Annotated in this window: 11 protein-coding genes; 9 read left to right on the forward strand and 2 right to left on the reverse strand. The window is 58.3% G+C overall.

Annotated features, from left to right (window positions below; translation table 11 throughout):
• The first annotated feature begins 281 nt into the window (after positions 1-281).
• From AC4IHP_RS16810 to AC4IHP_RS16820, 3 genes are read left to right on the forward strand one after another with little or no spacing between them, the layout of a single operon-like run.
• On the forward strand, positions 282-1388 hold the full coding sequence (locus AC4IHP_RS16810) for a GGDEF domain-containing protein (RefSeq protein WP_460121067.1): 1107 nt from the start codon (positions 282-284) through the stop codon (positions 1386-1388).
• Positions 1381-2316 (forward strand): iron-sulfur-binding ferredoxin reductase, encoded by a 936-nt coding sequence (locus tag AC4IHP_RS16815; protein WP_490832235.1) that lies wholly within the window; start codon positions 1381-1383, stop codon positions 2314-2316. The genes AC4IHP_RS16810 and AC4IHP_RS16815 overlap by 8 nt, the downstream gene beginning before the upstream one ends.
• A 29-nt stretch (positions 2317-2345) precedes the next feature.
• Positions 2346-3089, forward strand: a complete 744-nt coding sequence (locus AC4IHP_RS16820; RefSeq protein WP_490832236.1) for an enoyl-CoA hydratase-related protein — start codon at positions 2346-2348, stop codon at positions 3087-3089.
• A gap of 137 nt (positions 3090-3226) precedes the next feature.
• On the opposite strand, the gene AC4IHP_RS16825 is transcribed toward AC4IHP_RS16820, so the two are convergent.
• Together AC4IHP_RS16825 and pyk are read right to left on the reverse strand one after the other, a co-directional pair.
• Positions 3227-4522, reverse strand: a complete 1296-nt coding sequence (locus tag AC4IHP_RS16825; protein ID WP_490832237.1) for a hypothetical protein — start codon at positions 4520-4522, stop codon at positions 3227-3229.
• Positions 4523-4723: 201 nt separating this feature from the next.
• Positions 4724-6175, reverse strand: coding sequence for a pyruvate kinase (gene pyk, locus AC4IHP_RS16830; protein WP_024014116.1), 1452 nt, complete (start codon positions 6173-6175; stop codon positions 4724-4726).
• A 190-nt stretch (positions 6176-6365) separates the two neighbouring features.
• Here pyk and AC4IHP_RS16835 point away from each other — a divergent pair, with 190 nt between their 5' ends.
• From AC4IHP_RS16835 to AC4IHP_RS16860, 6 genes are all read left to right on the forward strand, one after another.
• Positions 6366-6752 carry a tetratricopeptide repeat protein gene (locus tag AC4IHP_RS16835; protein WP_016773461.1) on the forward strand — a complete coding sequence of 129 codons (387 nt, stop codon included), beginning with the start codon at positions 6366-6368 and terminating at the stop codon, positions 6750-6752.
• A 230-nt stretch (positions 6753-6982) separates the two neighbouring features.
• Positions 6983-7342 (forward strand): PilZ domain-containing protein, encoded by a 360-nt coding sequence (locus tag AC4IHP_RS16840; protein ID WP_460121060.1) that lies wholly within the window; start codon positions 6983-6985, stop codon positions 7340-7342.
• A gap of 188 nt (positions 7343-7530) precedes the next feature.
• Positions 7531-10782, forward strand: coding sequence for a hypothetical protein (locus tag AC4IHP_RS16845; RefSeq protein WP_490832238.1), 3252 nt, complete (start codon positions 7531-7533; stop codon positions 10780-10782).
• A gap of 140 nt (positions 10783-10922) precedes the next feature.
• On the forward strand, positions 10923-14537 hold the full coding sequence (locus AC4IHP_RS16850; protein WP_490832239.1) for a Tc toxin subunit A: 3615 nt from the start codon (positions 10923-10925) through the stop codon (positions 14535-14537).
• A 55-nt stretch (positions 14538-14592) separates the two neighbouring features.
• Positions 14593-18717, forward strand: coding sequence for a Tc toxin subunit A-related protein (locus AC4IHP_RS16855; protein ID WP_490832240.1), 4125 nt, complete (start codon positions 14593-14595; stop codon positions 18715-18717).
• Entirely contained in the window at positions 18662-22732 is a 4071-nt protein-coding gene (locus AC4IHP_RS16860) for an Ig-like domain-containing protein (RefSeq protein ID WP_490832241.1), read from the forward strand. Before AC4IHP_RS16855 ends, AC4IHP_RS16860 begins: the two co-directional genes overlap by 56 nt.
• The last annotated feature ends 21 nt before the right edge of the window (positions 22733-22753 follow it).

A 22753-nucleotide genomic window follows, 5' to 3' on the forward strand; every position in this document is an offset into this window, starting at 1 on the left:
ACCGCGCCCCGATCGGCCGTACACGCGCCGGCAGTCATTGATTGCGGCAGCTGCAAGCTTCAAGCATTGAGCGGCAAGTCAAGGCAATACGCGGACAGCTTGAGCTTGCCGCTTGAAGCTCGCGACTTGTAGCTGCCCGTCTGGGCCAGGTGGGCCACACTTTTGACGCCATTTTCCCGGCCCGAAAATCGGTGGTCATTTAGCGACCGGCCCTCTAAAGTGGCATCCGGTCTGTAGAGTAGGACACTCGGTCAGCCTCCTATCGCACGGTGAGTCAACGATTGACCCATAACGCCATTCAACGCCTTTTGCTCAAACGCTTCGCCCTCGCTGCGGCCACCTACGGATTGGCTTTGCTGCTGCTGTGGCTGGCGTTTTTCACCGGGCATTATCAGCAATCGCTAAGTGGTGTGGCCATCGGCAGCGCCCTGGTGGTCATCAGCCAGGCGACCCTCTTCGGGCTGTTCTGGAGCGGGCGCAACCAGCGCTTCGCCGACCCCAGCCTGACCGAAGCGCAAGTGCTGATGGGGCTGGGCTGGCAAACGTGGCTGATCGCTCATGTCGACGAGGCACGTGGTGCGTTTCTGGTGTTCTACGTGCTGATCCTGCTGTTCGGCCTGTTCCATCTCACCCGGCGGGTGTTTATCCGCTGCGCGCTGCTGGTGTTCTTCAGTTTTTCCGCGATTACCCTGTGGGACGCCTACCACTTGCGCCTCGCCGAGCCTGCGCTCGCGGCGTTGCAGGTGTGCATTCTGGCGATGGTGCTGGCGTGGCTGGTGCTCTATGCGCGTTTTGTCCAGGTTTCCCGGCAACGCCAGCGGCAGCGTCGGTTTGCCTTGCAGGCGCATCAGGACACTCTGCGCGGGATGATGCGTCAGCTCGAAGATCTGGTTGCCACCGATGAGCTGACCGGGTTATTCAATCGCCGCCACTTCCTGCGCATTGCCTCGCGCGAGCTCAATGCGCTGGACAGCGACGTGATGCACGGCCTGGCGCTGATCGATCTGGACCACTTCAAACGCATCAACGACCTGCACGGCCACGCCGCTGGCGATCAGGTGCTGCAGGCATTTGCCGGTGTGGCACAAGCCTGCCTGCGCGACGGCGATGTGCTGGCGCGCTATGGTGGTGAGGAGTTCGTGGTGCTAGTGCCCGACTGCGATGCCGAACGCCTGACCGCCTGTTGCGAGCGTTTGCGCATTGCCTTCAGCGAGGTTGAATTGATGGGCTTGCAAGTGCGCAACCTGAGCCTGTCGGCGGGCATGACCCTGTTGGCGGTTGGCGATGATCTGGACGAAGCCTTGCAGCGCGCCGATCAGGCGCTGTACCGGGCCAAGCGTGACGGACGCAATCGTTGTGCCGCCGCGTGGGAGAACGTCGATGCCTGAATTGCGTGTCGGTGATCGGCAATGGACGGTTGAGGCGGGCAGCAACCTGCTCGACAGTCTGAATCAGAACGGCGTCGCGGTGCCCTACAGCTGTCGCGCCGGCAGTTGCCACGCCTGTCTGGTGCAATGCGTGCAAGGCCTGCCCACTGACAACCGCCCGGACGCCTTGAGCGCCGAACAGCGCCAGCAGGGCTGGCGGCTGGCCTGCCAATGCCAGGTGAGCGAAGATCTGCAGGTGCACACCTTCGATCCGATTGCCGACGGTCGCCCGGCCGTGGTCGAGGCGCTGGACTGGCTCAGCGACAACGTTTTGCGTCTGCGTCTGGTCCTGCAACGGCCACTGCGTTACAGCGCCGGCCAACATCTGGTGTTGTGGATCGGCCATATCGCCCGTCCCTATTCGCTGGCGAGCCTGCCGCAGGAAGACCGATTTCTTGAGTTTCACCTCGATTGCCGCCAGCCCGGCGAATTCATCGATGCCGCACGCAAGCTGCAGATCGGCGACTCGATCCGCCTCGGTGAACTGCGCGGTGGCGCCTTGCATTACGATCCGGACTGGCATGCGCGACCGCTCTGGCTGCTCGCCGCCGGCACCGGTTTAGGCCCGTTGTTCGGCGTGCTCCGCGAAGCCTTGCGCCAGGATCACCAAGGCGCCATCCGCGTCATTCACCTGGCCCATGACGAACGCGAGCACTATCTGGCCAAACCCCTTGCCGCACTGGCCGCGCAGCGGGAAAACCTCAGCGTCGAACTGTGGACAGCGGCCGAGTCAGCCGCCGCTTTGGCGCAACTGCGCCTTGTTTCCCGGCAAACCCTGGCCTTAGTCTGCGGCTCGACGGCCAGTGTCGACGCCTTCGCCAAGCGTCTGTACCTGGCCGGATTGCCGCGCAACCAACTGCTGGCCGACGTGTTCCTGTCCCGTGGTTGAGCGCTGATATTTCAGACGCGAGACACGCCATGACCGAAGTCATCCTGCTGGAACGCGAGCGCGGTTTGCTGACCCTGCGCCTCAACCGCCCGGACAAGAAAAACGCCCTGACCCGCGCCATGTACAGCCGCCTCGCCGAGGCCCTGAAACAGGCCGACGATGACCCGCAAATCAATGCCGTGCTGATCAGCGGCAGCGCCGAGTGCTTCACCGCCGGCAACGACATCGCCGACTTCCTCGAACAACCGCCGAGCGACCTCGACAGCCCGGTGTTTCACTTCATGCTCAATCTGCTCGAATGCCGCAAACCGGTGATCGCCGCCGTGGCCGGAGCAGCGGTGGGTATTGGCACGACCCTGCTGCTGCACTGCGATCTGGTCTATGTCAGCCGCGATGCGCGCCTGCGCATGCCATTCGTCAATCTTGGTTTATGCCCGGAGTTTGGCTCCAGTCTGATCCTGCCGCGTTTGCTTGGGCAGGCAAAAGCGGCAGAATTGTTGTTGCTGGGTGAAAGCTTCAGCGGCGCACAGGCTGCGCAGTGGGGAATTGCGACAGACGCACTGGACAGTGGCGCGGCTGCGTTGAGCAAAGCGAGGGAAATGGCGCTGCGGTTTGATGAATTGTCGGCTGAGGCGGTGCAAATCAGCAAGCAACTGATGCGAGCGCCAGATCGCAAGTTGCTGCGCAAAGTGATTGAAGAGGAGGGCGCGTTGTTCACCCAGCGGCTGCGTTCGCCGGAGGCGGTGGCGGCGTTGAGCGGGTTTTTTCGCTGAATCTTGAGACGCCTTCGCGAGCAGGCTCGCTCCCACAGGAGATTGCATTTCAAATGTGGGAGCGAGCCCGCTGGCGAAGGACCTGGCCAGCCAATAAAACTGTCAATCAGGGGAATCCCGGCGATCCCGTCGCCAGCTCACTCGATTAGTCCACGGCCGACGCATGGAACCCGTTGGCCTTCGACTTGCCGCTGGCCGAGGAACGTCAGTTTACCCTCCGCGATTGCAGCCCCCCGCCAAACACCCCTTTCCATGTCGAACACTCGCCAGCCTTTGCCATCCGCAAAATCCGTGTCCAGTCTGCCGTCATCGATGAATCTGGCAATAACATAGTTAAAACCAGAGGACAGGTGACTCAGCCCCGCAACAAGTATGTGTCCACTGCTCTGGATGGACGCGTCAAGCCATAGGGTGTCGATGCCTTGCAGTCTGCTCAGAAGTGGTTCGCCTGCGTTGAACTGGATGTTGGGTTTGCCGTCGGATTCCCGGCTGATCAATACGCCATGGTGTGCAGGCTCCGTATACCCAACGGATAACAGCCGCTTATTCGTCTGCCCGATAACTTTCAAGACATTGACGCTCAGCGAGTTTTCTACTGGATCCATCACTTCAAAGCCGTCATTGGCGAACGAGTCATCAATTTTCCCGGTGGCAGTCAAGCGGTTGAGTACTGCCCGGTAAGGATGATTGCTACGTACACAGCCCGCGAGCACGTAGGTGCCATCCTGTTTTGCCAATAGATCGTATAGCTCCGTGTGAGTGAAATTCGGGTGGAGAACGTAAGCGATTTCTCCCTGGTTGAATTCAACATCCCGTGTGCCGTCAGGCAAGAGTCGAATGACTGCTGTCGCTATTTTGTTTCCATCCCGACCTACGGTGGTATGCAATACGATCTTGCCGTCAGGCAGAACGGTTGACCGCTGGCTACCCGATTCTGAGTTCGTTGGGTTGAGTAGTTGCTGGTGCGTCTGATGTGCCGGGTCGTCATCCGAGAGGTAAACAGCGACTTTGCCGGTTTTGTTGAATGCAGGATCGAGGTTGCCAGCGACGTCGAGACGCACGACTCCTATGGCACGCTTAAGGCTAGCCTGAAAGAAACTGCCGATGAGCAGCAGTTTGCCGTCAGCCTGTTCCACTATTTCGTTAGCGAAGGAATGCGATTCTTCCCCGTCCTCAAATTGACCGGTTACGTACCCGTTCTGGCCAAATTGAGTGTCGTGTACGCCATTGATATCCAGTCTGATCAGGTAGTAAGCGTTACCGGTCGATTGACCTATGCTTCCCGCGATATAGGTGCGTCCTGTTTTGTCGACCATCAAACCTCTCAGGACAAGATTTCCTAAAGCGTCGGGAGGTTTTTTCGGAGTGGCAACGCCCTGATTGCCAAACGTCGGGTCGAACTTACCTGGCGAGATGTTTGCCGCAATTTCCATCTTCAATCCTCCCTGATTACAAGTCGTGTCCAGTCTTGAGTGGTTGGGTGACGAAGTTGCACGCTAATCAGGAATGGCTCTCGCGACAACTGACAAAACTGACAGTTGAAGTTCTGCGAAAATTGGTTTTCAGCAACATGCAGGCAACAAAAAGCCCCGCCATTCACATGGCGGGGCTTTGGTGTTTCAACTTCCGATCACTCAGACCTGCGGATCACCGACATGCAGGATCTTCATGCCGTTGGTGCCACCGGTGGTGTGGTAGCTGTCGCCCTTGGTCAGGATGACCCAGTCGCCTTTTTCCACGACGCCGCGCTTGGTCAGCTCGTCGATGGCTTTCTGGCTGACTTCGTGCGGTTCCAGCGAGGCCGGATCGAACGGGATGGTGTAGACGCCACGGAACATCGCCGCGCGGGCCTGGGCTTCGCGGTGCGGGGTAAACGCGTAGATCGGCACCGAGGAGCGGATACGCGACATGATCAGCGGGGTGAAGCCGCTTTCAGTCAACGCAATGATCGCTTTGACGCCCGGGAAGTGGTTGGCGGTGTACATGGTCGCCAGCGCAATGCTCTCGTCACAGCGGCTGAACTCCTTGCCGATGCGGTGGCTGGAGGTCTTGCCGGTCGGGTGCTTCTCGGCGCCGACGCAGATGCGCGCCATCGCCTGCACGGCTTCCAGTGGGTACAGGCCAGCGGCAGATTCGGCCGACAGCATGACGGCGTCGGTGTAGTCGAGCACGGCGTTGGCCACGTCGGACACTTCGGCGCGCGTCGGCATCGGATTCTGGATCATCGACTCCATCATCTGGGTCGCCACGATCACCGCCTTGTTGTGGCGACGGGCGTGCAGAATGATTTTCTTCTGAATGCCCACCAGCTCGGCATCGCCGATTTCCACACCGAGATCGCCACGGGCAACCATCACTGCGTCGGAGGCCTTGATCAGACCGTCGAGGGTTTCGTCGTCGGCCACGGCTTCGGCGCGTTCGATCTTCGCCACCAGCCAGGCAGTGCCGCCGGCCTCGTCGCGCAGTTGACGGGCGTATTCCATGTCGGCGGCGTCACGCGGGAAGGACACCGCGAGGTAGTCGACTTCCATCTCGGCGGCGAGCTTGATGTCGGCCTTGTCTTTTTCAGTCAGGGCCGGAGCGGTCAGACCGCCACCACGACGGTTGATGCCTTTGTGATCGGACAGCGGACCGCCGATGGTCACCACGCAATGCAGCTCGGTGGCCGTGGCGGTTTCAACGCGCATCACCACGCGGCCGTCGTCGAGCAGCAGCTCGTCGCCAACGCCGCAGTCCTTGACCAGATCCGGGTAGTCGATGCCGACCACCTGCTGGTTGCCTTCGGTCAGCGGATGACTGGTGGAGAAGGTGAACTTGTCACCGATCTTCAGCTCGATCTTCTTGTTGGCAAATTTGGCGATACGGATTTTCGGGCCTTGCAGGTCGCCGAGCAGGGCGACGAAGCGGCCGTGCTTGGCAGCGAGGTCACGCACCAGCTTCGCGCGAGCCTTGTGCTCGTCGGGGGTGCCGTGGGAGAAGTTCAGACGGGCGACATCCAGACCAGCCAGAATCAGCTGTTCGAGAACTTCCGGCGAGTTACTGGCCGGGCCAAGGGTAGCGACGATTTTGGTACGACGGACGGACATGCAAAGACTCCTGAGTTCAAGCGCAGGCAGAGGCTACTATGGTCTAGGGGTGTAGTCATTGTTCGTTTGCACTACTTTTTGTGAAGAGCTTCGTTATTGCTTTCTTTATTGAACGCGGCAACTTTGCGACCAGCGCGCCTGAAGATTTCCGACCAGGGGTCGATACAGAGCACAAGACAGGAGAACCCCCATGCGATTGTTGCCCATTGCCGCCCTTGCCCTCAGCGTCCTCGCCGCGACGGGCTGCACCCGTTGGTCGATGAACCATCATTTGAACAACGCCTACAGCGCCTATGAGCGCGGCAATTGCGAGCAGGTGATGCTCGAGTTGTCCAAGGTCGAACGTGCCAGCCGCGCCCGGCCGTACGTGTGGCCTGAAGTGTCGATGATGCGCGGCCAGTGCCTGGAACGGCAGAAGCTCTACATCGACGCGGTGCAGACTTACCAGTTCATCATCGCTTCGTACCCGAACAGCGAATACGCCTACCGCGCCCGCGCGCGTCTGGAAACCTTGCAGAGCCTGGGCCATTACCCGACACGCAGCGCCGCTGCTGTGGTGCGGCCGACGCGCTTCTGACGGTGTTGCCCTACAAAATCTGGCCGTCTGTACAAGCTCCGCTATAGTCAAGGAAACCGCTCGCGAGCCTTGTCTCGATGGCGGCGCAACACCTGCGACTGGCAGTGGTAAAGGTGACGGCGCTATTGCGACCGTCACACCGGAAGCGGGGAGAGCGGGCCTGCTCCACAGGTTCGTTCCGAAGCACAGGTGCGGCTCCTTGCTGAGCCCTGCATGGCGAACAGCACATCATGTTTACCGACCGCCGGATCGAACGGCACCAATTGCCGTACTACCTCAGAGTATTCAACAGCGTCACCGACAGACCCGTCGGCTTTCTCGGCAATGTATCGGCGGACGGGCTGATGCTCATCAGCAACCTGCCGATGATGGTCGGGATGGATTTCCAGTTACGCGTCAAAGTCCCGGCCCGCGATGGCAGCCAGCAAGTGATCGATTTCAGCGCCTGCTGCGTGTGGTGCCATGAGGACGCCACGCCGCTGCATTACGACGCCGGCTTCATCCTGCGCCGCGCGCCAGCGGAGTTCGGGCAACTGGTGCTGGCGTTGCAGCGCTACTTCAGTTTTCAGCCGATGCCGGCATCGGCTTGATTGGAATCCGCTGAGTTCAGGTAGCCAGGTATCGAGCGTGCGCCCGCCGGTTGAATAGTTGTTTCGCTATTGTTATGACGTTTTTAATGCCAACAAGGTCTTTTCGACTGTCAGAACTGACAGTGGTCGCTCCTTCCGCAGTCCCGTAGCTTCGGTGCAAGTTTGCCTATTTGCGCAGGAGCACTGAAATGGACGACGAGATTGGAAAATCCAAGAGCGGGAATGAGCAGGAGAGCGAGAATCAAGCTCACACCAACCGCTTAACGGACGAATCTCTCGCTGATAAGGCTTCCTTCGCAGGTGTGGGCGAGGGGGAACAATATTCCGAAGTGTTCTGGGCCAACACTGTCACCACTACCCTTTATCAGACTCACCCGCGCGTGCCTTCCCTGACTACCGAACTGAAGTGTCAATACAAGTTTGAAAATGGATGGATTTATGTAAGGACCTTAAGGTACAGAATGACTACCCGATATGGGAACTGGTATCGCGCCAATATTGATTTGGCGCTCAACGCTGGTGCATATGAACGCAAAAACTCACCAGACACGATGAGCCAAGACACACAGTGGCATGACTACTCAGCTCACTTGAGCGTGCCACTTGGGGCGTATGGTGTAGAAGTTTATCTGCAAATGCGTATTCAATATGACGGAACTAATAATGATGTCGGGCCTTCGGAGGGTTGGAATCAAAAAATCATTCCTGCACCGCCGCCTTTCATAACATCGCCGAAACCAGATCAACTGGTCAGTACGTCTTTCAATGTTCAGGGAAATGGTCATCTGCCTGCCGGTACTATCTATCTGTTCGGGCTGCGTGGCCCTTATTCAGTCGCGTTGGCCACTGCGATTCCGACAGGGGGCGGTAATTGGATTGCGTCCATTACATTGCCCTCGGACATTACGTCGTTTTATGCAGTCCAGCAGATAGGTTCTGAGAGATCGCTTGGATCCGGTGTAGTCGCGATTCGAAAATTGCAGGTTGAAATAACCTCACCCTTGGCAAACACCCTGGTGAATCACTCGCAATTGGTTTTCAAGGGGACTCGTAACAGAGAAGCAGAAATTTCGGTACAGGACGCGCGCAATAACAATGTTACGTTGACCGTAAGCGACGATTCCAACACTGACACTTGGGCGCTTCCCCTTAAGTCTGGGATATTCGTCCCCTCCGGTTATTTTTTAGTCAGAGCAAAAAACCAATCGGCCGGTCAATCTGACTCTTACTCAAACGAAGTAGCCTTGAGGATGTTGGGTTTTCCCGCCATCGATTCCGAAGTTTTGCAAGAGGCGGCTTTCGACCTTGAAGGCGATAATGGATTGCTCGGCGCCAAGGTCGAAGTTTTCGAGGATCTGAGCAACGTCCTGTTAGGTGCAAGTGAGGAGCTGACAAACGCTAATTGGCGCGTCAAATTGAAAGGCTTGGCACCGGGTCCGCTCTCTCTTGTGGTGAGACAAACGCTCCAGGGTCTCTCCTCCGGGGCACTCAAGGCGCATGGCTTCCGCATTCGTCCGCCGACGCTTGAAATATCCAAGTACGAATTTCCTTTCGCACAAACAGTGCAGTTCTCCGGCGCCGGCCACTACAACCCGAAACTCGCCACGCGAATCCGGTTTATCGTCAAAAGTTTCCCAGGCCCCACGCCACCGAACACGCCTCCCATCGTCGACGTGCGAAACGATGGTTCCTGGGTCGTAACAGCAACAGGCTGGGGGCTGGGCAATTATTCAGTCGAGGTCGTGCAGCAGATCGCCGACAACGCCAGCGGCTGGATCGACTCGCATGCCTGTCAGTTTGATGTCAAACACTGGATTCCACAGGTCAGCGAAGTCACTCATACCCCAACCTATCGTCCGGTGTTCAGCGGCAAGGGCTACCCAGGTGCGACTGTCCGGTTTATTCGTCCTGACGGCTGGGAAATTGCTCCCAGCACCGTCGTGGTGAATGAGCGGTGGTCAAGCGCTACCCTTGATGAGTTGGGGCCGACTAAAGATCAGACAATCGGCATTCACCAGTCCATTGCGAATGTAGGTGCAACTGAACCCCTCGAGTATGTTTTTTCCATCCCGCCTCAGGCGCCAGGCCTGAATGATCCACAGGAAAACGGCCAGTCGCCAATATTTACCGGCACCTGCTGGCCGGGTGCCGAGGTCCTCCTGGCCTTCAACGGCGACGGTCGGTATGTGGCTGAAACAGATGAGGGTCAATGGCGGTACGAAAAGCCCGGTGGTTTTGTACCGGGGCAATACACCGTCACTGTCACCCAGATTGCTGCCGAACAGGAGTCGGTTGCGGTCAGAAAAGACTTCGCGGTCAGCCGAAGCGTGCTGAAACCGCAGATCGACACACCGCTGGAAGGTGCCGTGGTCGCAGCGGATCTGATTGTGACCGGCAGCAACGGCATGGCCGGCGCCTCGATGCAATTGCGCGATGCGCAATATGGCAATGCACTGGGGCAACCACTGGACTTGACCGTAAACGGCCCCTGGTCGATCAACCTGACCGATCTGTCGCGGCGTTGGTACAGCATTGATGCGCAGCAAACGCTGGAGGAGCAGAAATCCGAGCCCAGTGATCCGCGTGCATTCACGGTAGCGCTACTCGCCCCACAGATCACCGTTCCGGAGCAGGACGGCACCATGCCGCGCGATGGCAGGATTGAGGGCACCGGTTGGCGCGGCGCCTACGTTGAAATATGGGACGTGGATGCGAACGTGCAACTGGCCGCCGATATCGAAGTCCAGCCTGATGGTTCCTGGCACTGGGAGTTGAAACAGTTGACCGGTCACCATCAACTCTGGGCCCGGCAAGCGTTCGCGGGGACCCGGTCCGAAGAAAGCCCGATACGCAGCTACAGGGTTGTCCCGAACGCTCCTTCCATCGAAACCCCAACCGCCGACGATCATGTGGGCAGGCGAGTGTGGGTGTGCGGTTTTGGCGTACCCGGCGACAAAGTACTGGCGACACTGGGCGATGCCCGGGGCGAGGCCGTGGTCGCGGACAATCGCACCTGGTCGATGCTGTTGAACCTGAGTGTTGCAGGCGGCAATCACGCGTTGCAGGTGATTGCTTCATCCGCAGAGTTTCAATCTGAGCCGACCCTGCAGCAGCTGGCGGTCGGCACTTATCTGCCAGTCATCGAGGCGCCGCAACCAGGGCGCCAGGTCGATCGCAACCCTTGGTTCCGAGGACATGGTCGCCCAGGTGTCGGCCAACTGGTGAGCTGGTTCAATCCTGAGGTGGTCTGGCTCGAGCACGTTCCAGTGGACGGAGGGCAATGGCAGGGCCAGTCAGGACAATCGCTGCCGGCAGGCGGCACTTGGTGCTGGTTTCACCAGACGCTCACTGATGACCAAGGAGAAACAGTGTCAGAGCGGGTGCTGAGTTCGCGTTTCGAGGTTGACGCTGGAGACGCGCCAGCGAAACAGCGTCGGTAGAACCCGATGAACGGTAGATAAACCTGTCAGTTCTGACAGGCGACAGTTGGCGGCCATGAGCGCTTAATTCCAGTCAATCCGACGTCGCTGCGGACAATTGGCGAGGTGGTTCAGCGCCGTCATACCCAAGGATACCGATCATGGCAGATACGCTTCGTCCCGCTCAGCAATTGCTGGACCAGATATTCGGTGAGTCAGCGTTCGCTGAAAACACCGGCCTGGCAAAGCTGCGTGCCGACCTCCAGGACAGCTCGATTTTCCCGCTGGTTAAACACAACGCCGAGGGTTTGATCAGCCGATATGGTCTGAGTCCCGTTGATGCACAAAAAATCATCCGGCCACTGCGCTCTATGGCCACCTATATCTTGCGCCAGTACCTCGAGCACACCCAGCGCGGGAGCCACAGGGCGCCAGCCGAGTCTTTCAGTGGGCTGCTTTCCATAGTCGACGGTCCCAATCTGGAGCGCCTGTTTACCCCCGGGTTTGAACAGATGTGTCCTGTGGGTTCGCCCGAGGCTATTGATTCGCTGCAGGCGTATCTGGTGAACCTCTACCAGTTCGTTGACGAGATCGAGGTTGCAGGCGACCCCGCAAGCAAGCCATTGCACGATCGGCGAGCGGACCTCAAGCACCTGTTGATCGACGAGCAATCGATGCACCAGCGCGTGTCTTCGGTCGAAGTCAGTAGTTCGATCCTGCAGACTTTCATCGACTCGAACATTCCGATAGAGGATCAGCGGGAGGCACTGATTGCTGCGCGTTATCCCAATGGTCTGCCCTACTACCAACCCTGGAGCACCATTGAAGAAGTGGTGCGCTCCCATGAGCTGTTGGCAGGTGATTTTGTGCGGGCTATCGATTTGCTGTCGCCTGGTTTCCTTCGTTCGAATAACTGGGTTGCCGGGTCAGGGGCTGCATGGGCGCATGACACGGGCCTGGGGCCCTATCAGCGCAAGCTTCTGACAGAGCCTTTCATCCCGTTCGACGCCGAAGTCTATGGGAAATTTTATACCGACAACTTCGGCGTTGAAGGCACGGATGTGTTCAACCTCAATCAGGTCAAGTTTTTTTGCGAACGGACGAAACTCGATACGCCAATGCTGACGCGCCTGTTATCGGTAGGTGCTTTCGAATCGGAACGCTCGCCAAATGTGCGGTACGACATCGCCGATGACGGTACATCCGAAAGCGGACGCTACGGTTCGGTTTATATCAATGGCGGTAAGCATCCCGGTATTGGTTTCTATGACGGTGGCAGTCAATACGCGCGAATCTACCTGGCGCCCTACACCGCTCAGGGCCTGAACGGTTTCGACCGGATGAACCGCAAGTTACGCCTGGATAAATGGTTTGAAATGCCCAGTGGCGAAGTGGATGACGTCGTGGCTGCCTTGATCAACGCCGAGCGTCGCGGCGCGGGAAACAAGCAGTGGGCGATCTCCGAAAACGTCGTTCATGGTCTGGGTCTGTTCCAGCGGTTACGCAAGCATTACAACTGTTCTGCGGCGGATTTCGCCGTGTTCGTCGACCAACTGGCGATCTATGGTCGCGGCGAAGCACTTTCGCAGTTCGATCGGATCTTCAATAGTCAGGGAAGTCACAGGGCCCCTTTTGTACTTGACGGTGAAGGCTTTGACTGGGTGCCCGCGCCGGGCATTGTCGACCTGACGATCAGTCAATTGTGCAGCGGACTGGGTATCAACCTTCAAACCTACGCCTATCTGGCTCTCGCCGTGGCCGGCGCCTACACGCCCAATTCGAAGTTGCCGCGCAGCAGGGCAGTCATTTCGAGCTTCTATCGACTGGTGGCACTGGCGCGAATGTTCGGGATCACGCCCGTAGAAGCGATTTCGCTGTTGAGCCTGGTCGGTGGGAAAGCGTGGCTTGACGGTCTGGCGGGAGAACCGAGCATCGATCCCGCAGGGGAAGGTCCGGATGCCTTGCACCTGATCGAAGCCATGCACACCTGTGTCCAGTGGTGCCGTCAAAGCGATCTGCCGGTGCTTTGGATGTTGCAGCACGTCTCGCCCTTGCTGCCGGTGAGTGAAGCAACGGATCGCGACTTGCAGTTTTTTGAACAGGTTCGCGGCTTGCTGCCCGCAGCGCTATTTTCCGAGAGCGCCCTGATGATGGCGGGCGTGCCAGTTGCAAGGGTTGATAGCTGGGTTCAATTGCTGTCGATCGAGGCCGCAGGTCTGCAGCCCCTGATTGATGATGATGGTCTGCTGCTGTCCCCCACCGGGACAGCTGAGGAATACCGCCTCTTTGTCCTGAACAAACTTCGCTGGGCGATCAGGACCGCTCTCGGCGACCTGCCCCCCGCAGAACTTGAAACGACACTCGCGATCATGCTGACAGTTTTCAATCAGGCCAGCGAGGCGCAGTCATCGATAGTCCAGGAAACCCTTGCCGTTTACGCCAATATTGCAGCCGAGCAAGTCCTGTCAACGCTCAATTGGGCTGGCGCGACAGTGTTCGGGTTATTGCGTCAGATAAAAGACTTGCCGATGACCGAAGCCGAACAACCGCGTCGCGCACGCACTGAAAGTCCCCCTGAACTGCTTGGACTTCTTGCCCAAGTGCGCCGCTTCAGTGAAATCGTCACACAGCTCGGCTTGAGCGCAAGTCTGCTGGAGGACTACCTGGCCTATGGATCACAGGCCTGGATCGGCCATCCGCCGGAAGATTTTTCGTTGTCCACACTTTACTACCTGACGGTGATGACCCAGGCGATTGCCATCAGCGAGCAGCCTGAGCAGGACTTGCTGGACTACTTTCAAGAGGTCAATGAGCTGCGTGAAGATCTCAGCGGTGATGCACTGACGCTGGCGCAAAAGGCAGCGGAAGTCAGGCTGGCGCTCTTTTTGGGCTGGAGTGTGCAAGACGTGCATGAATGTCTCTTGCACATAGTACCGGCGACCAAGGTGCTGAAAAATCTTCCTCAGCTGGACGTTCTGATGCGCCTGCGCAGGCTGTCTGCAGAGAGTGGCATGGATGCCAAGACCATGCTTCTGATCGGCAAGCTGCCGGAAGAAGACGTCAGCAATGCATATGAAGCGGCTGCCGAGTTCGCCTTGCTCAGCGAGACCGAACCGCTGGTTCCCGTTATTCCGGGGGCGGGCGATCTGGATCAACTGGTCAATGTGGTCTGGACATTGAGCCCTGCCACGGTCATCGCCAACAAACCCGGTGAAAAAGCCACATATACCGTTACTGTCACCGACGCCAACAACAAGCCGCTCAGTGGCCTTCGCCTGAACTGGCAAACGACGCTGGGCGACATTGTCAGCAACGACACCAATCTAGAGGGTGTACTCACCGCGACCTTCACGCCGGGGGCGTTGCCGGGCAGAGAAACACCGCTCTTCTGGCCTGCACTGTTCGAGCCGAGACCCGCAGGCCCCGTTGATATTGTCGTGGACCTGACCTCCATGACGCCTGAGAAGACATCACAGCTGCCGCCTGGCAGTGTCAGGATCGGCCAGACTGTCGCATTCAGCATCCGGTTGCTGGATGACTACGACAATCCCGGCAAAAAACGCAAGGTTGAGTGGAGCTGGAGCTTGCCATCGCCAAGCGAAGAAGTCGCGATCATTGAACCGGATCATGGCGTTACCGATGAGCAAGGCCGCTCACAGGTAGTTGTCTCCAGCCATACCGGCGGCACGTTCGAAATCATCGTGAGAAGCGCTGATAGCGGCATTGCAGCCTATTTCGATCCCATCACGTTCGAAGATAACGAGCCGGCTTCCTGAGGGTATCGCTTTTTCACGCATTTGAACTCAAGCCATATTCCAAGGAGAGAGGACGATGAATTCGCATGTCACTGGCACGTTGCTGGAGAAACACCGCTCGGCATTGATCGATTTTTGTATCGGCGCACTCGCGCGCAAATCCGGGCATGATTTCCTCAAAACAGAGGCGGATCTGTCGGAGTTGTTTCGCACCGACGTGCAAAACACCCTGGCCGTAGAAACCTCCTACGTGGCAGAGGCGACGAGTTGCGCTCAGCAGTTCATCGATGCGGTATTGCACAAACTTGAGCCGGGTTACCAAAGTCACACTTTCAACCCCGAACTGCTTGAGCGTTGGAAGCTGGAAAGAACCTATTCCGAATGGGCCGCAGCGCAATTGATCCAGACTCATCCTTCCAGCTATATCAACGCCTATGTGCGTCAACGCAAAACCAGCCTGTTCAGGATTCTCGAAAACGATCTCAACCAGACCCGCCTCAGTGCCGATTCGGTTCTGATCGCGCTGCGCAACTATCTGCAAGCCTTCGAGCGGATCTGCAATCTTGATGTGATCAGTGGCTACATGGACGGCCTCGAGCCTGCCGACTCTGTTTATTGCTTCATCGGCAGAGAACGCGTTCCTCCGTACCAGTACTACGTACGCAAGGTTCGCGTCGAACTGCTCAAAAGCAGTCGCGCGGTCAATCCGGCGGCTTGGGATGAATGGCAAGCTGTCGATATTCCAGCGGTGAACGGTGTCCTGGACATGCGCCCGCTGATCTGGAACGGCCGGCTTTGCGTGGTCTGGGCACAGTGGCGTGACAAAGTCACCGGCAAAACCGCGGAAGACTTTATCCCCCACAAGCTGGACATCAACCTGGCGTTCATGACCGAGAACGGCCAGTGGTCGGCACCGCTGAGTCTGCACAGTTCAGAACATGCCGACCCAGTGACGCGTCCCGATCCGGTCCGGCTGATCGCCACGATCTGGACCGACCATCAACACCCCAAAGGCAAGCTTGGGGTGTTGCTGACGGGGACGGTGATGGGAGCAGCAGTTGATGAAAATGGCGACCGGGAAGAGGGCAGGGCAGAGCCCAGGCCATTCAACCAGTTCGCTGTGTTCGATGTGCTGATGCGCCCTGTCACGGATTCAGGCGCATGGCTGACGTCTGCCCGGGACGACCGCTTCCTTACTGCCGAGACAGTTCAGCACCCACTGGGCAGCCAGGTCACCATCGTCAGCGAAGATGCCCCGGCCGGCAGCATGACGCCGTATCTGGATCTGAATGTCTTCGCGTTGCGAGTGGGTGAAAACGATGTGCTGACCGTCGATGGTCTATGCCGCCCGACCCCACTGGATGGCAACGACGTGATGATGAAGCTGACAATCCTCGGGGATCCGCCGGCTGGTGATCCGCCGCCTGTTGAAACCATGCAGAAACCCGCAGGCAACTGGACAATGCCACTGGGCAAATTCACGCGGACAAAAGGCACATGGCCAAACCCCACGAGTTTCTCGCTGGGCACTGATGCAGCGGGATACGGCAGGAAGAAATTCGATCTGAGCATCGTCGACCTGATGGACTTCATCCCGCCAACCCTGTTGAAAAACACCATCGATGCGGCGCAGTTTCTCGACCTCAACCTGGGCGCGGACTACGCCCTCAAGTATGTGCGGCTCAATTCCCTGTTCGGCCCCGAACTGGTGCAGCGCGCCAATATTTCTCCGGACGCGGTTCTGGATTGGCAAACGCAGCACCTGAAAGAACCGGGTCCTACAGGCATTCCTGCATTCGAAGAACCCAACGGGCCTTTTGACGGTGCCAATGGCCTGTTCTTCTGGGAACTGTTTTTCCACGCGGTGCATCTGGTGGCAACACGACTGCGCGATGAGGATCGGTTCAGCGATGCGCAGCACTGGCTGCATTACCTGTTCGCTCCCCACGCTCCTGCCGACCCCGACACGGTGCCAGATGCCCGTCCGAGCTACTGGCGTTGCCGTCCGTTGACCGGTCCAGGCAACTCTGGTGCCGAGAGCCTTGCCCCGCTGGACCCGGATGCCATCGCCTATTCCGAGCCGAAACATTACAGGCTTGTAGTATTTGTCGAATACGTGAAAAACCTGATGGCATGGGGAGACTGGTATTACCGCCAGTTGACTCGCGAAAGTCTTGCCGCTGCCCATCTGCGTTACGTACAGGCCGGTTTTTTCATGGGCAAGCCACCCTCGGGGAGTACCGTCAGCCGTTGGCAGGCGGTCACTTTGGGGGCGCTGCTGGAAGACTGCAGCAAACGCCCGGATCTGGAAAAGTTTGAAAGCGAATTTCAGTTCAGTCTGGCAGACATTCCCGCAGGTTCTGATGTCGCCCCACAGTTGGGCCTGTTGGCCTGCGGCCCTTTCAAAATTCCGATCAATCAGGTGTTGGTCGACTGGATCGAGGCGCCGCAAAAGCGCCTGTTCAATCTGCGCAACAATCTGACCATTGACGGTCGTCCGCTGGACATACCGTTGTTCAGCCCGCCGGCTGATCCCAACCAGTTGCTGCGTGACCGGGCAGCCGGCAGCAATGGCAGACCGCGCTCGATGGGGCAGACGCGGGTCATCGCTTTCTATTGGCGGGTAGCCTTCGAACTCGCCTTGCGGGCGGTGGAAACCATGCAGCAGTTTGCCGCAGAGATACTCAACGTGCTGGAGCGCCGTGATCGCGCTGAACAAGAGGAACTGCAGCAAAGCCATCTCGTCGAGCTGGGCAATTACGCGCTGACCGTGCAAGAGCAGACCATTGCCCAGATGGAGGCGGTAGTCGTATCGCTTACCGAAAATCGGGGAAAAGCCGTCGAGCTTGCTCAAGCGTATGCGACACGCTACGAAGAAAACGTATCGGACGCCGAGTATGCAGTCATGTCCAACCTGCAACGCTCCAAGGAACTGGCGATGCAGTCTTCTGCGCTCAGAACGGCGGGCGGAGCGGTCGCAGCGCTGCCGAAGATTTTCGGCATGTCCAATGGCGGCGCGCTGCCTGAGCAAATACTGTTTGCCTCTGCCGACCTGTTCAATATTTTGTCGATCGGCGCGCAGGCGGATGCCGACAAACAAGGCACCAACGAAACCTATCGCCGGCGACGCAATGACTGGGCACTGCAACGTGACCAGGCACTGGCGGAGGTACGCGCAATCGATGCGCAAATCGTAGCGCAGAATCATGCTGTGGCCGCCGCCCGAATCAACCTCGCACAGACGCTCAGGGCGAACGGTCAGGCGGTGACGATGTACAACTTCCTGAAAAAACGTGCGACCAATGCCGAGCTGTTCAACTGGATGCTCGGCCAGCTCAAGGCGTTGCACTATCAGGCCTACGATGCGGTGGTCAGCCTGTGCCTCAGCGCACAGGCGTCACTGAGCGCGGAAACGGGTAATTACGCAGTAAACCCGCCCCCCCAGGTGTTGCATGACCAATATCATGGACTGACCGCCGCCAATCATCTGCGCAATTACCTGCTGCTGCTGGAGCGTGAGTATGTGCAGCGCACCGAGCTGAAGCTGCAATTTGTGAGGACCATCTCGTTGCGCTCGTTGTGCGATGACGTTACTGACCCTCAACCCGGTATCGAAAACTGGGCGCACGCGCTGAAGCAGCTATGCGATACCGGAGCGCTGGAATTCAGACTCACGCAGTTGCTCTTCGACCGTGATTATCCGGGGCACTACTGCCGTCAGATCAGTTCAGTGGCTGTCACGCTGCCGGTCGTCGCCGGGCCATTCGAGAACACGCGAATGATTTTGACGCAGGTGAGCAATATGACGGCCACTCAGGCCACGGCGCAATCGGTACAGTATTTGCTCGACCCGACAGGGGATGTAGCGCCCGTCGATGTTGTGCATAACGTGCGCAGCGGTCAGCAAATCGCGATTTCGCTGGCCGTCGGTGATGACGGCACGTCTGCGGTGAAACCGGAAGAGGGCCTGCTGCGGCCTTTCCAGTTTACCGGCCTGATCGGCACCTTCTCGTTGTATTGCCCCTGGTTTGACCGGGCTCGCCAGGCGCAACAGCTTGCCAGCCTGACTGACATCATTTTCGAGATTCACTACACAGCCAGAGCCGGCGACCCGACGTTTACCCAAAAAGTCATGGATCTGGTGATTGAAGCGGAAGAAAACGCAGAAGCTGCAGGCAATGGAGGGCGCGGTCATGCCTGAAGCGATCATCCATGCACGCGAGAACCTGGTGAACGATGGCGAGTTTCTCCAGGGTTTGAGGCTGTGGCAGAAGCAGGGGCGCGTCGATAAGGAATCCGAGCCTTATCAGGGTAAGGATCAATCCTTTCTGGCTGCGCGTAACGAAGGCAAAGCGTGGCAAGACATCACCTTGCCCAAGTCATCGGCTGACGATACGCGCTATGTCCTGAGCTTCCTCTGGGAAACCCGCCACACTCAGCCGGGCTTACTGTCGGTGCACAAAAATGGCGTCCGGGTCGAACACTTCGAGCTGCCGCCCGGCAACGCCCGCGACCGTGAACAGGACCAGATCCGTCTCAACGCCGGGCTCCCGCTGGATTTGAAACCGAACCTTTTCCGTGAACCGCTGATGTCATCGTTTGTTGCGGGCGATGTTTTGCGAATCGAGATAAGCAGTCCGAAAAACGCCCCTTCCTCACGGGAAAAAGTCTGCATCACCTGCATTGATCTGCAATTGGAACTTGATGAACCGAAAGTGCAGAGCATCATCCTGGATGAACATGCCCGCACGGCCGGCGCTCCGCTTTATCTGTGCCTGGGCTCCGAGATCCTCGGCGGGCACCGGGTGCGGTTCTGCCTGGCGGATGATAGTCCGTGGCTCGGCACTCAGGCAGCACTGGCCATTGCGAACAATCCCATGGGAGCAGTCACTGCTGAGCCCCGCTGGGAAACCAACCAGCCACTGACCGACGAATGGCTCATCAACTGCCCGCTGCTGGACGATGCGCAAGACTATGCATTCACATTGAACCTGATCAATCAGTACACCGCCGAGCCCTATGCGATGCAGGTGTCTTTGGGGCATCACCGTCTGGTGTTTCAGGAAACGCGAGAGGCGGCTTATTACCCGCTGCTCGGCGAAAGTGTTTCCCTGGGCGTGAAAGTGGTGTCGCCTTACACCGGTCAGGGCGTTGGCGGGCGGACTGTAAACTGGTCGATCGCGGGTGACGTCATTGGCGCCTGCATTACCGATCAGCAGGGTTGGGCGTATATCGATTATTCGCCCACCAGCGAGCATGTGGGCGATGTGGTGATACAGGCTTCGGTTGCAAGTCCTTATGACGTTGACGGGGTGGCGAGGGAAGATTTCGCGGTCAAGGTTCTGGCTGAAAGCCCATGGCTGCATCTTGTGATTTTTGAAAACGGGGTCATTACCGAATGGCCGGAGGACGGCTACCCAAATCGTGGTTCGGCGCACATCATTGATGTATCCATACCCAGGGACAACCCGTTGCGAGACCTGCCGATTTCGCTGCATTGGTCCGGCGACCCCGCCGACGATTTGGGAATAGCCGTCGAGCCGGCACTGGGTGAATGGCAAGAACCAGCGGCCGGCCTGCGTTGGTCGCTTGCTGCGCAGGACAAGGTCGATGGCCAGTTCGGTCTGTTTCTGGTGTGCTCCAGATTACTGAAACCGTCACCGATAAAACGCATGTTCCTGGCACGCAACAAAGTCGAAATCGGTGAGGTCCGCGAGGCGGACAGATCGCCCGTACTGGATGAAAACGAAAGCGCGCTGCTGCGGCTGCAGGTCATTCATCACACCGACAGCGGCGAGAAAAACGGCGTCATCGGCGCGCAGGTCGAATGGAGCATGCCGGGGGGCAAAACCGTCCATACGACCTCAGGCTGCGACGGCTGGGCGGGGGCGTGGTGCAAGCCCCTGGAGGTGGGGGAAACCACCGTCGATGTCAGCGTCAGGGCGCATTCCCAGGCGCCATCCGTTCCCTGGTCATTCAAGGTCAATGCGATCGCGACCAGCCCCTGGAACAGCAGGGTGCGGATTTTGCTTGATGGTGTCGAGGTCGAGCGCAACACACTTGGCCTGCTCTGCCATCGCGGGCAGAAACATGAGCTGGAGATTCTGCCGCTTACGGAAGATTGGCGTGACCGCAACGTCAGCCTGCACTGGCGCGGCGACGATCCTCGGATCGGTCTGCACATTCCTGAATTGGATGTGGTCAGACCTCTCACCGGTCAAGGCCTGAGGTGGACGCTCGATGCTACTGAAAGTGACGTGAGCAGCCTCTTTCAATTGAGGCTGCACATTGACGGCAACGAGGCGGATCGAGAGTTGACCGGGCGGCTGTTCTGGCAGGAACCGAGCCGGGAAATGAGCCTGATGCTCGACCAGATCCACGCCGCGCTGGATACACAGGCTTTTTATCCGTGTCTCGCAGCGGCGCACGACTTCAAGGTCCTGCCCCAGGCTTTGAGTCCACTCACCGGGCTGGATATCGCGTTGGTATGGTCGGGAACTGCGGCAGAGGAACTGGACGCGCAAGTATTTCCAGCATTGGACTCGACGCAGAAATTGACTGACGGTGGTTTCGTCTGGTCGCTGGATTTCTCTCGTAGCGCCCGGCCCGGGAAGTTTCAGATAACCGTGTCGCTGCCCCAGCTGGCCCTGTCATCAGAGGGCAAACCCATGGACCTGGCGCACAACAAGCTGCGGATCGCGCAATGGCACGAGACCACGGTGACTCCGGTGATGGGTGGAGAATCGTTATGTCTGTGGGCTCGTGTGATCTCGGCATTCTCAGGCCTTGGTGTCGGCCAGGTTCCGGTGCAATGGAAGGGCAGCGCCGAACAGGTCGAGCCCACCGATGAGGAGGGGTGGAGTGCTTATGCCCACGCGCCTGCAGCCGCCGGAGAACAGGCAATCACCGCAGCGATATTCAGCCCTTACAACGCGTCCAGCGAACAGCGCTCGATGAAGGTCAGGGCATTGGCCAGCGATCCCTGGAAGGGCCTCACGATCAGCGTTGACAGGGGAGAGCCGCAAGCCTTTGGTGAAAAAGTCCTGTTCGCACGCCGCTCGCTTGATTACCGGATCGAAGTGAATGCCGACGAGGGAAGTCAGTTATTCGAACGCAATCTGAGCCTGGGTATTGCCGACAGAGGGCCATCTGCATTTGGCATCCGCGGTCTTGACTCCGTATTGGGTGTCCCGAAACCCTTCAGCGATTCCGGCCTCGTGTACGAGTTCAGCGTTGGCGACGAGAACAACGGTAGCTTCGGTTTTTATTGTGCTGCCGAAGATCTGGCAAGTCTGTCGCCGATTCATGCCGTCTCGGTGGGCGAAGGCTCGCAAATGATGACCATCGCCGAGCGCTCGCGAGTTCTTCGGACACTGTTCTGGGGTGACACCGTATCCGAGCAGATTACGCTGGTCTCGATTGACGGGAACAAGCCGATGCGCGGCACAACGGTGGTCTGGAGCCATCCGGATTTCGGTGAGCGGGTCACCACGACCGACTATTACGGCGTGGCGCGCATTGCTTTTGTGCCCACCACTACTGGCGCGTCGTCGCTGACGGCGAGGGCGGGGGATGGGCTGTATTCGGAGTCGCTTTCGTTGCCGTTTTTTCTCCATGAGCCTCGCGTGATAACGGAGCTCGTCAGCGACGACCCGAGCGGTTATCCGGGCCAGAACGTTTCAGCCCGAGCTTACGTCGTCTCGGCCATTACCGGTAATCCCTTGGCTGGCGTCGAAGTCAGCTGGGAATTCCCTGGCGTGGACATCGCGCCGACGACAACGGATAGCGAAGGTATCGCGAGCGTTATGTTCCGGCTTTCAGATCCTCAATCTTGTGTTCTTTACGCAGCCGTTCCCGGGGGCAGGGCTGGATGGGACGTCCGTTCGATGCAGTTTACGCTCAAGGCGCATGAGCGAATGATGACTGATATCAGCGGCACTGGCAGTTACCCGGTCGATCAGGCGGTACCCGTCTCGTTCAGGCTCGTATCGATTCCAGGTGGCGAAGCGATTGCAGGCCAGAAAGTTCTCTGGGTACTGAACAGTTCTCCCGATGGATCATCGTTTTCAACAACCGATGGATCGGTTCAAAAAAGTTATTCATCGCAAGGAATGGTGGGTTACAAAATCGTTCGTGCTTCTGTGGTCGATGAAAAAGGCACGGTGCTCGATGAGGAGGTATTTCGGCTTCGATTCTTTGACTCGGAGCTGCCTTGAGGCTCTGGCACAAACAGCGTG

The organism is Pseudomonas sp. UF-293 (genome assembly GCF_058245595.1).

What these genes read in the sequence shown, in the direction of transcription:
- AC4IHP_RS16815 (WP_490832235.1), top strand. Translation starts at nt 1,381, where the DNA reads ATGCCTGAATTGCGTGTCGGTGATCGGCAATGGACGGTTGAGGCGGGC.
- AC4IHP_RS16820 (WP_490832236.1), top strand. Translation starts at nt 2,346, where the DNA reads ATGACCGAAGTCATCCTGCTGGAACGCGAGCGCGGTTTGCTGACCCTG.
- AC4IHP_RS16825 (WP_490832237.1), bottom strand. Translation starts at nt 4,522, where the DNA reads ATGGAAATTGCGGCAAACATCTCGCCAGGTAAGTTCGACCCGACGTTT.
- pyk (WP_024014116.1), bottom strand. Translation starts at nt 6,175, where the DNA reads ATGTCCGTCCGTCGTACCAAAATCGTCGCTACCCTTGGCCCGGCCAGT.
- AC4IHP_RS16835 (WP_016773461.1), top strand. Translation starts at nt 6,366, where the DNA reads ATGCGATTGTTGCCCATTGCCGCCCTTGCCCTCAGCGTCCTCGCCGCG.
- AC4IHP_RS16840 (WP_460121060.1), top strand. Translation starts at nt 6,983, where the DNA reads ATGTTTACCGACCGCCGGATCGAACGGCACCAATTGCCGTACTACCTC.
- AC4IHP_RS16845 (WP_490832238.1), top strand. Translation starts at nt 7,531, where the DNA reads ATGGACGACGAGATTGGAAAATCCAAGAGCGGGAATGAGCAGGAGAGC.
- AC4IHP_RS16850 (WP_490832239.1), top strand. Translation starts at nt 10,923, where the DNA reads ATGGCAGATACGCTTCGTCCCGCTCAGCAATTGCTGGACCAGATATTC.
- AC4IHP_RS16855 (WP_490832240.1), top strand. Translation starts at nt 14,593, where the DNA reads ATGAATTCGCATGTCACTGGCACGTTGCTGGAGAAACACCGCTCGGCA.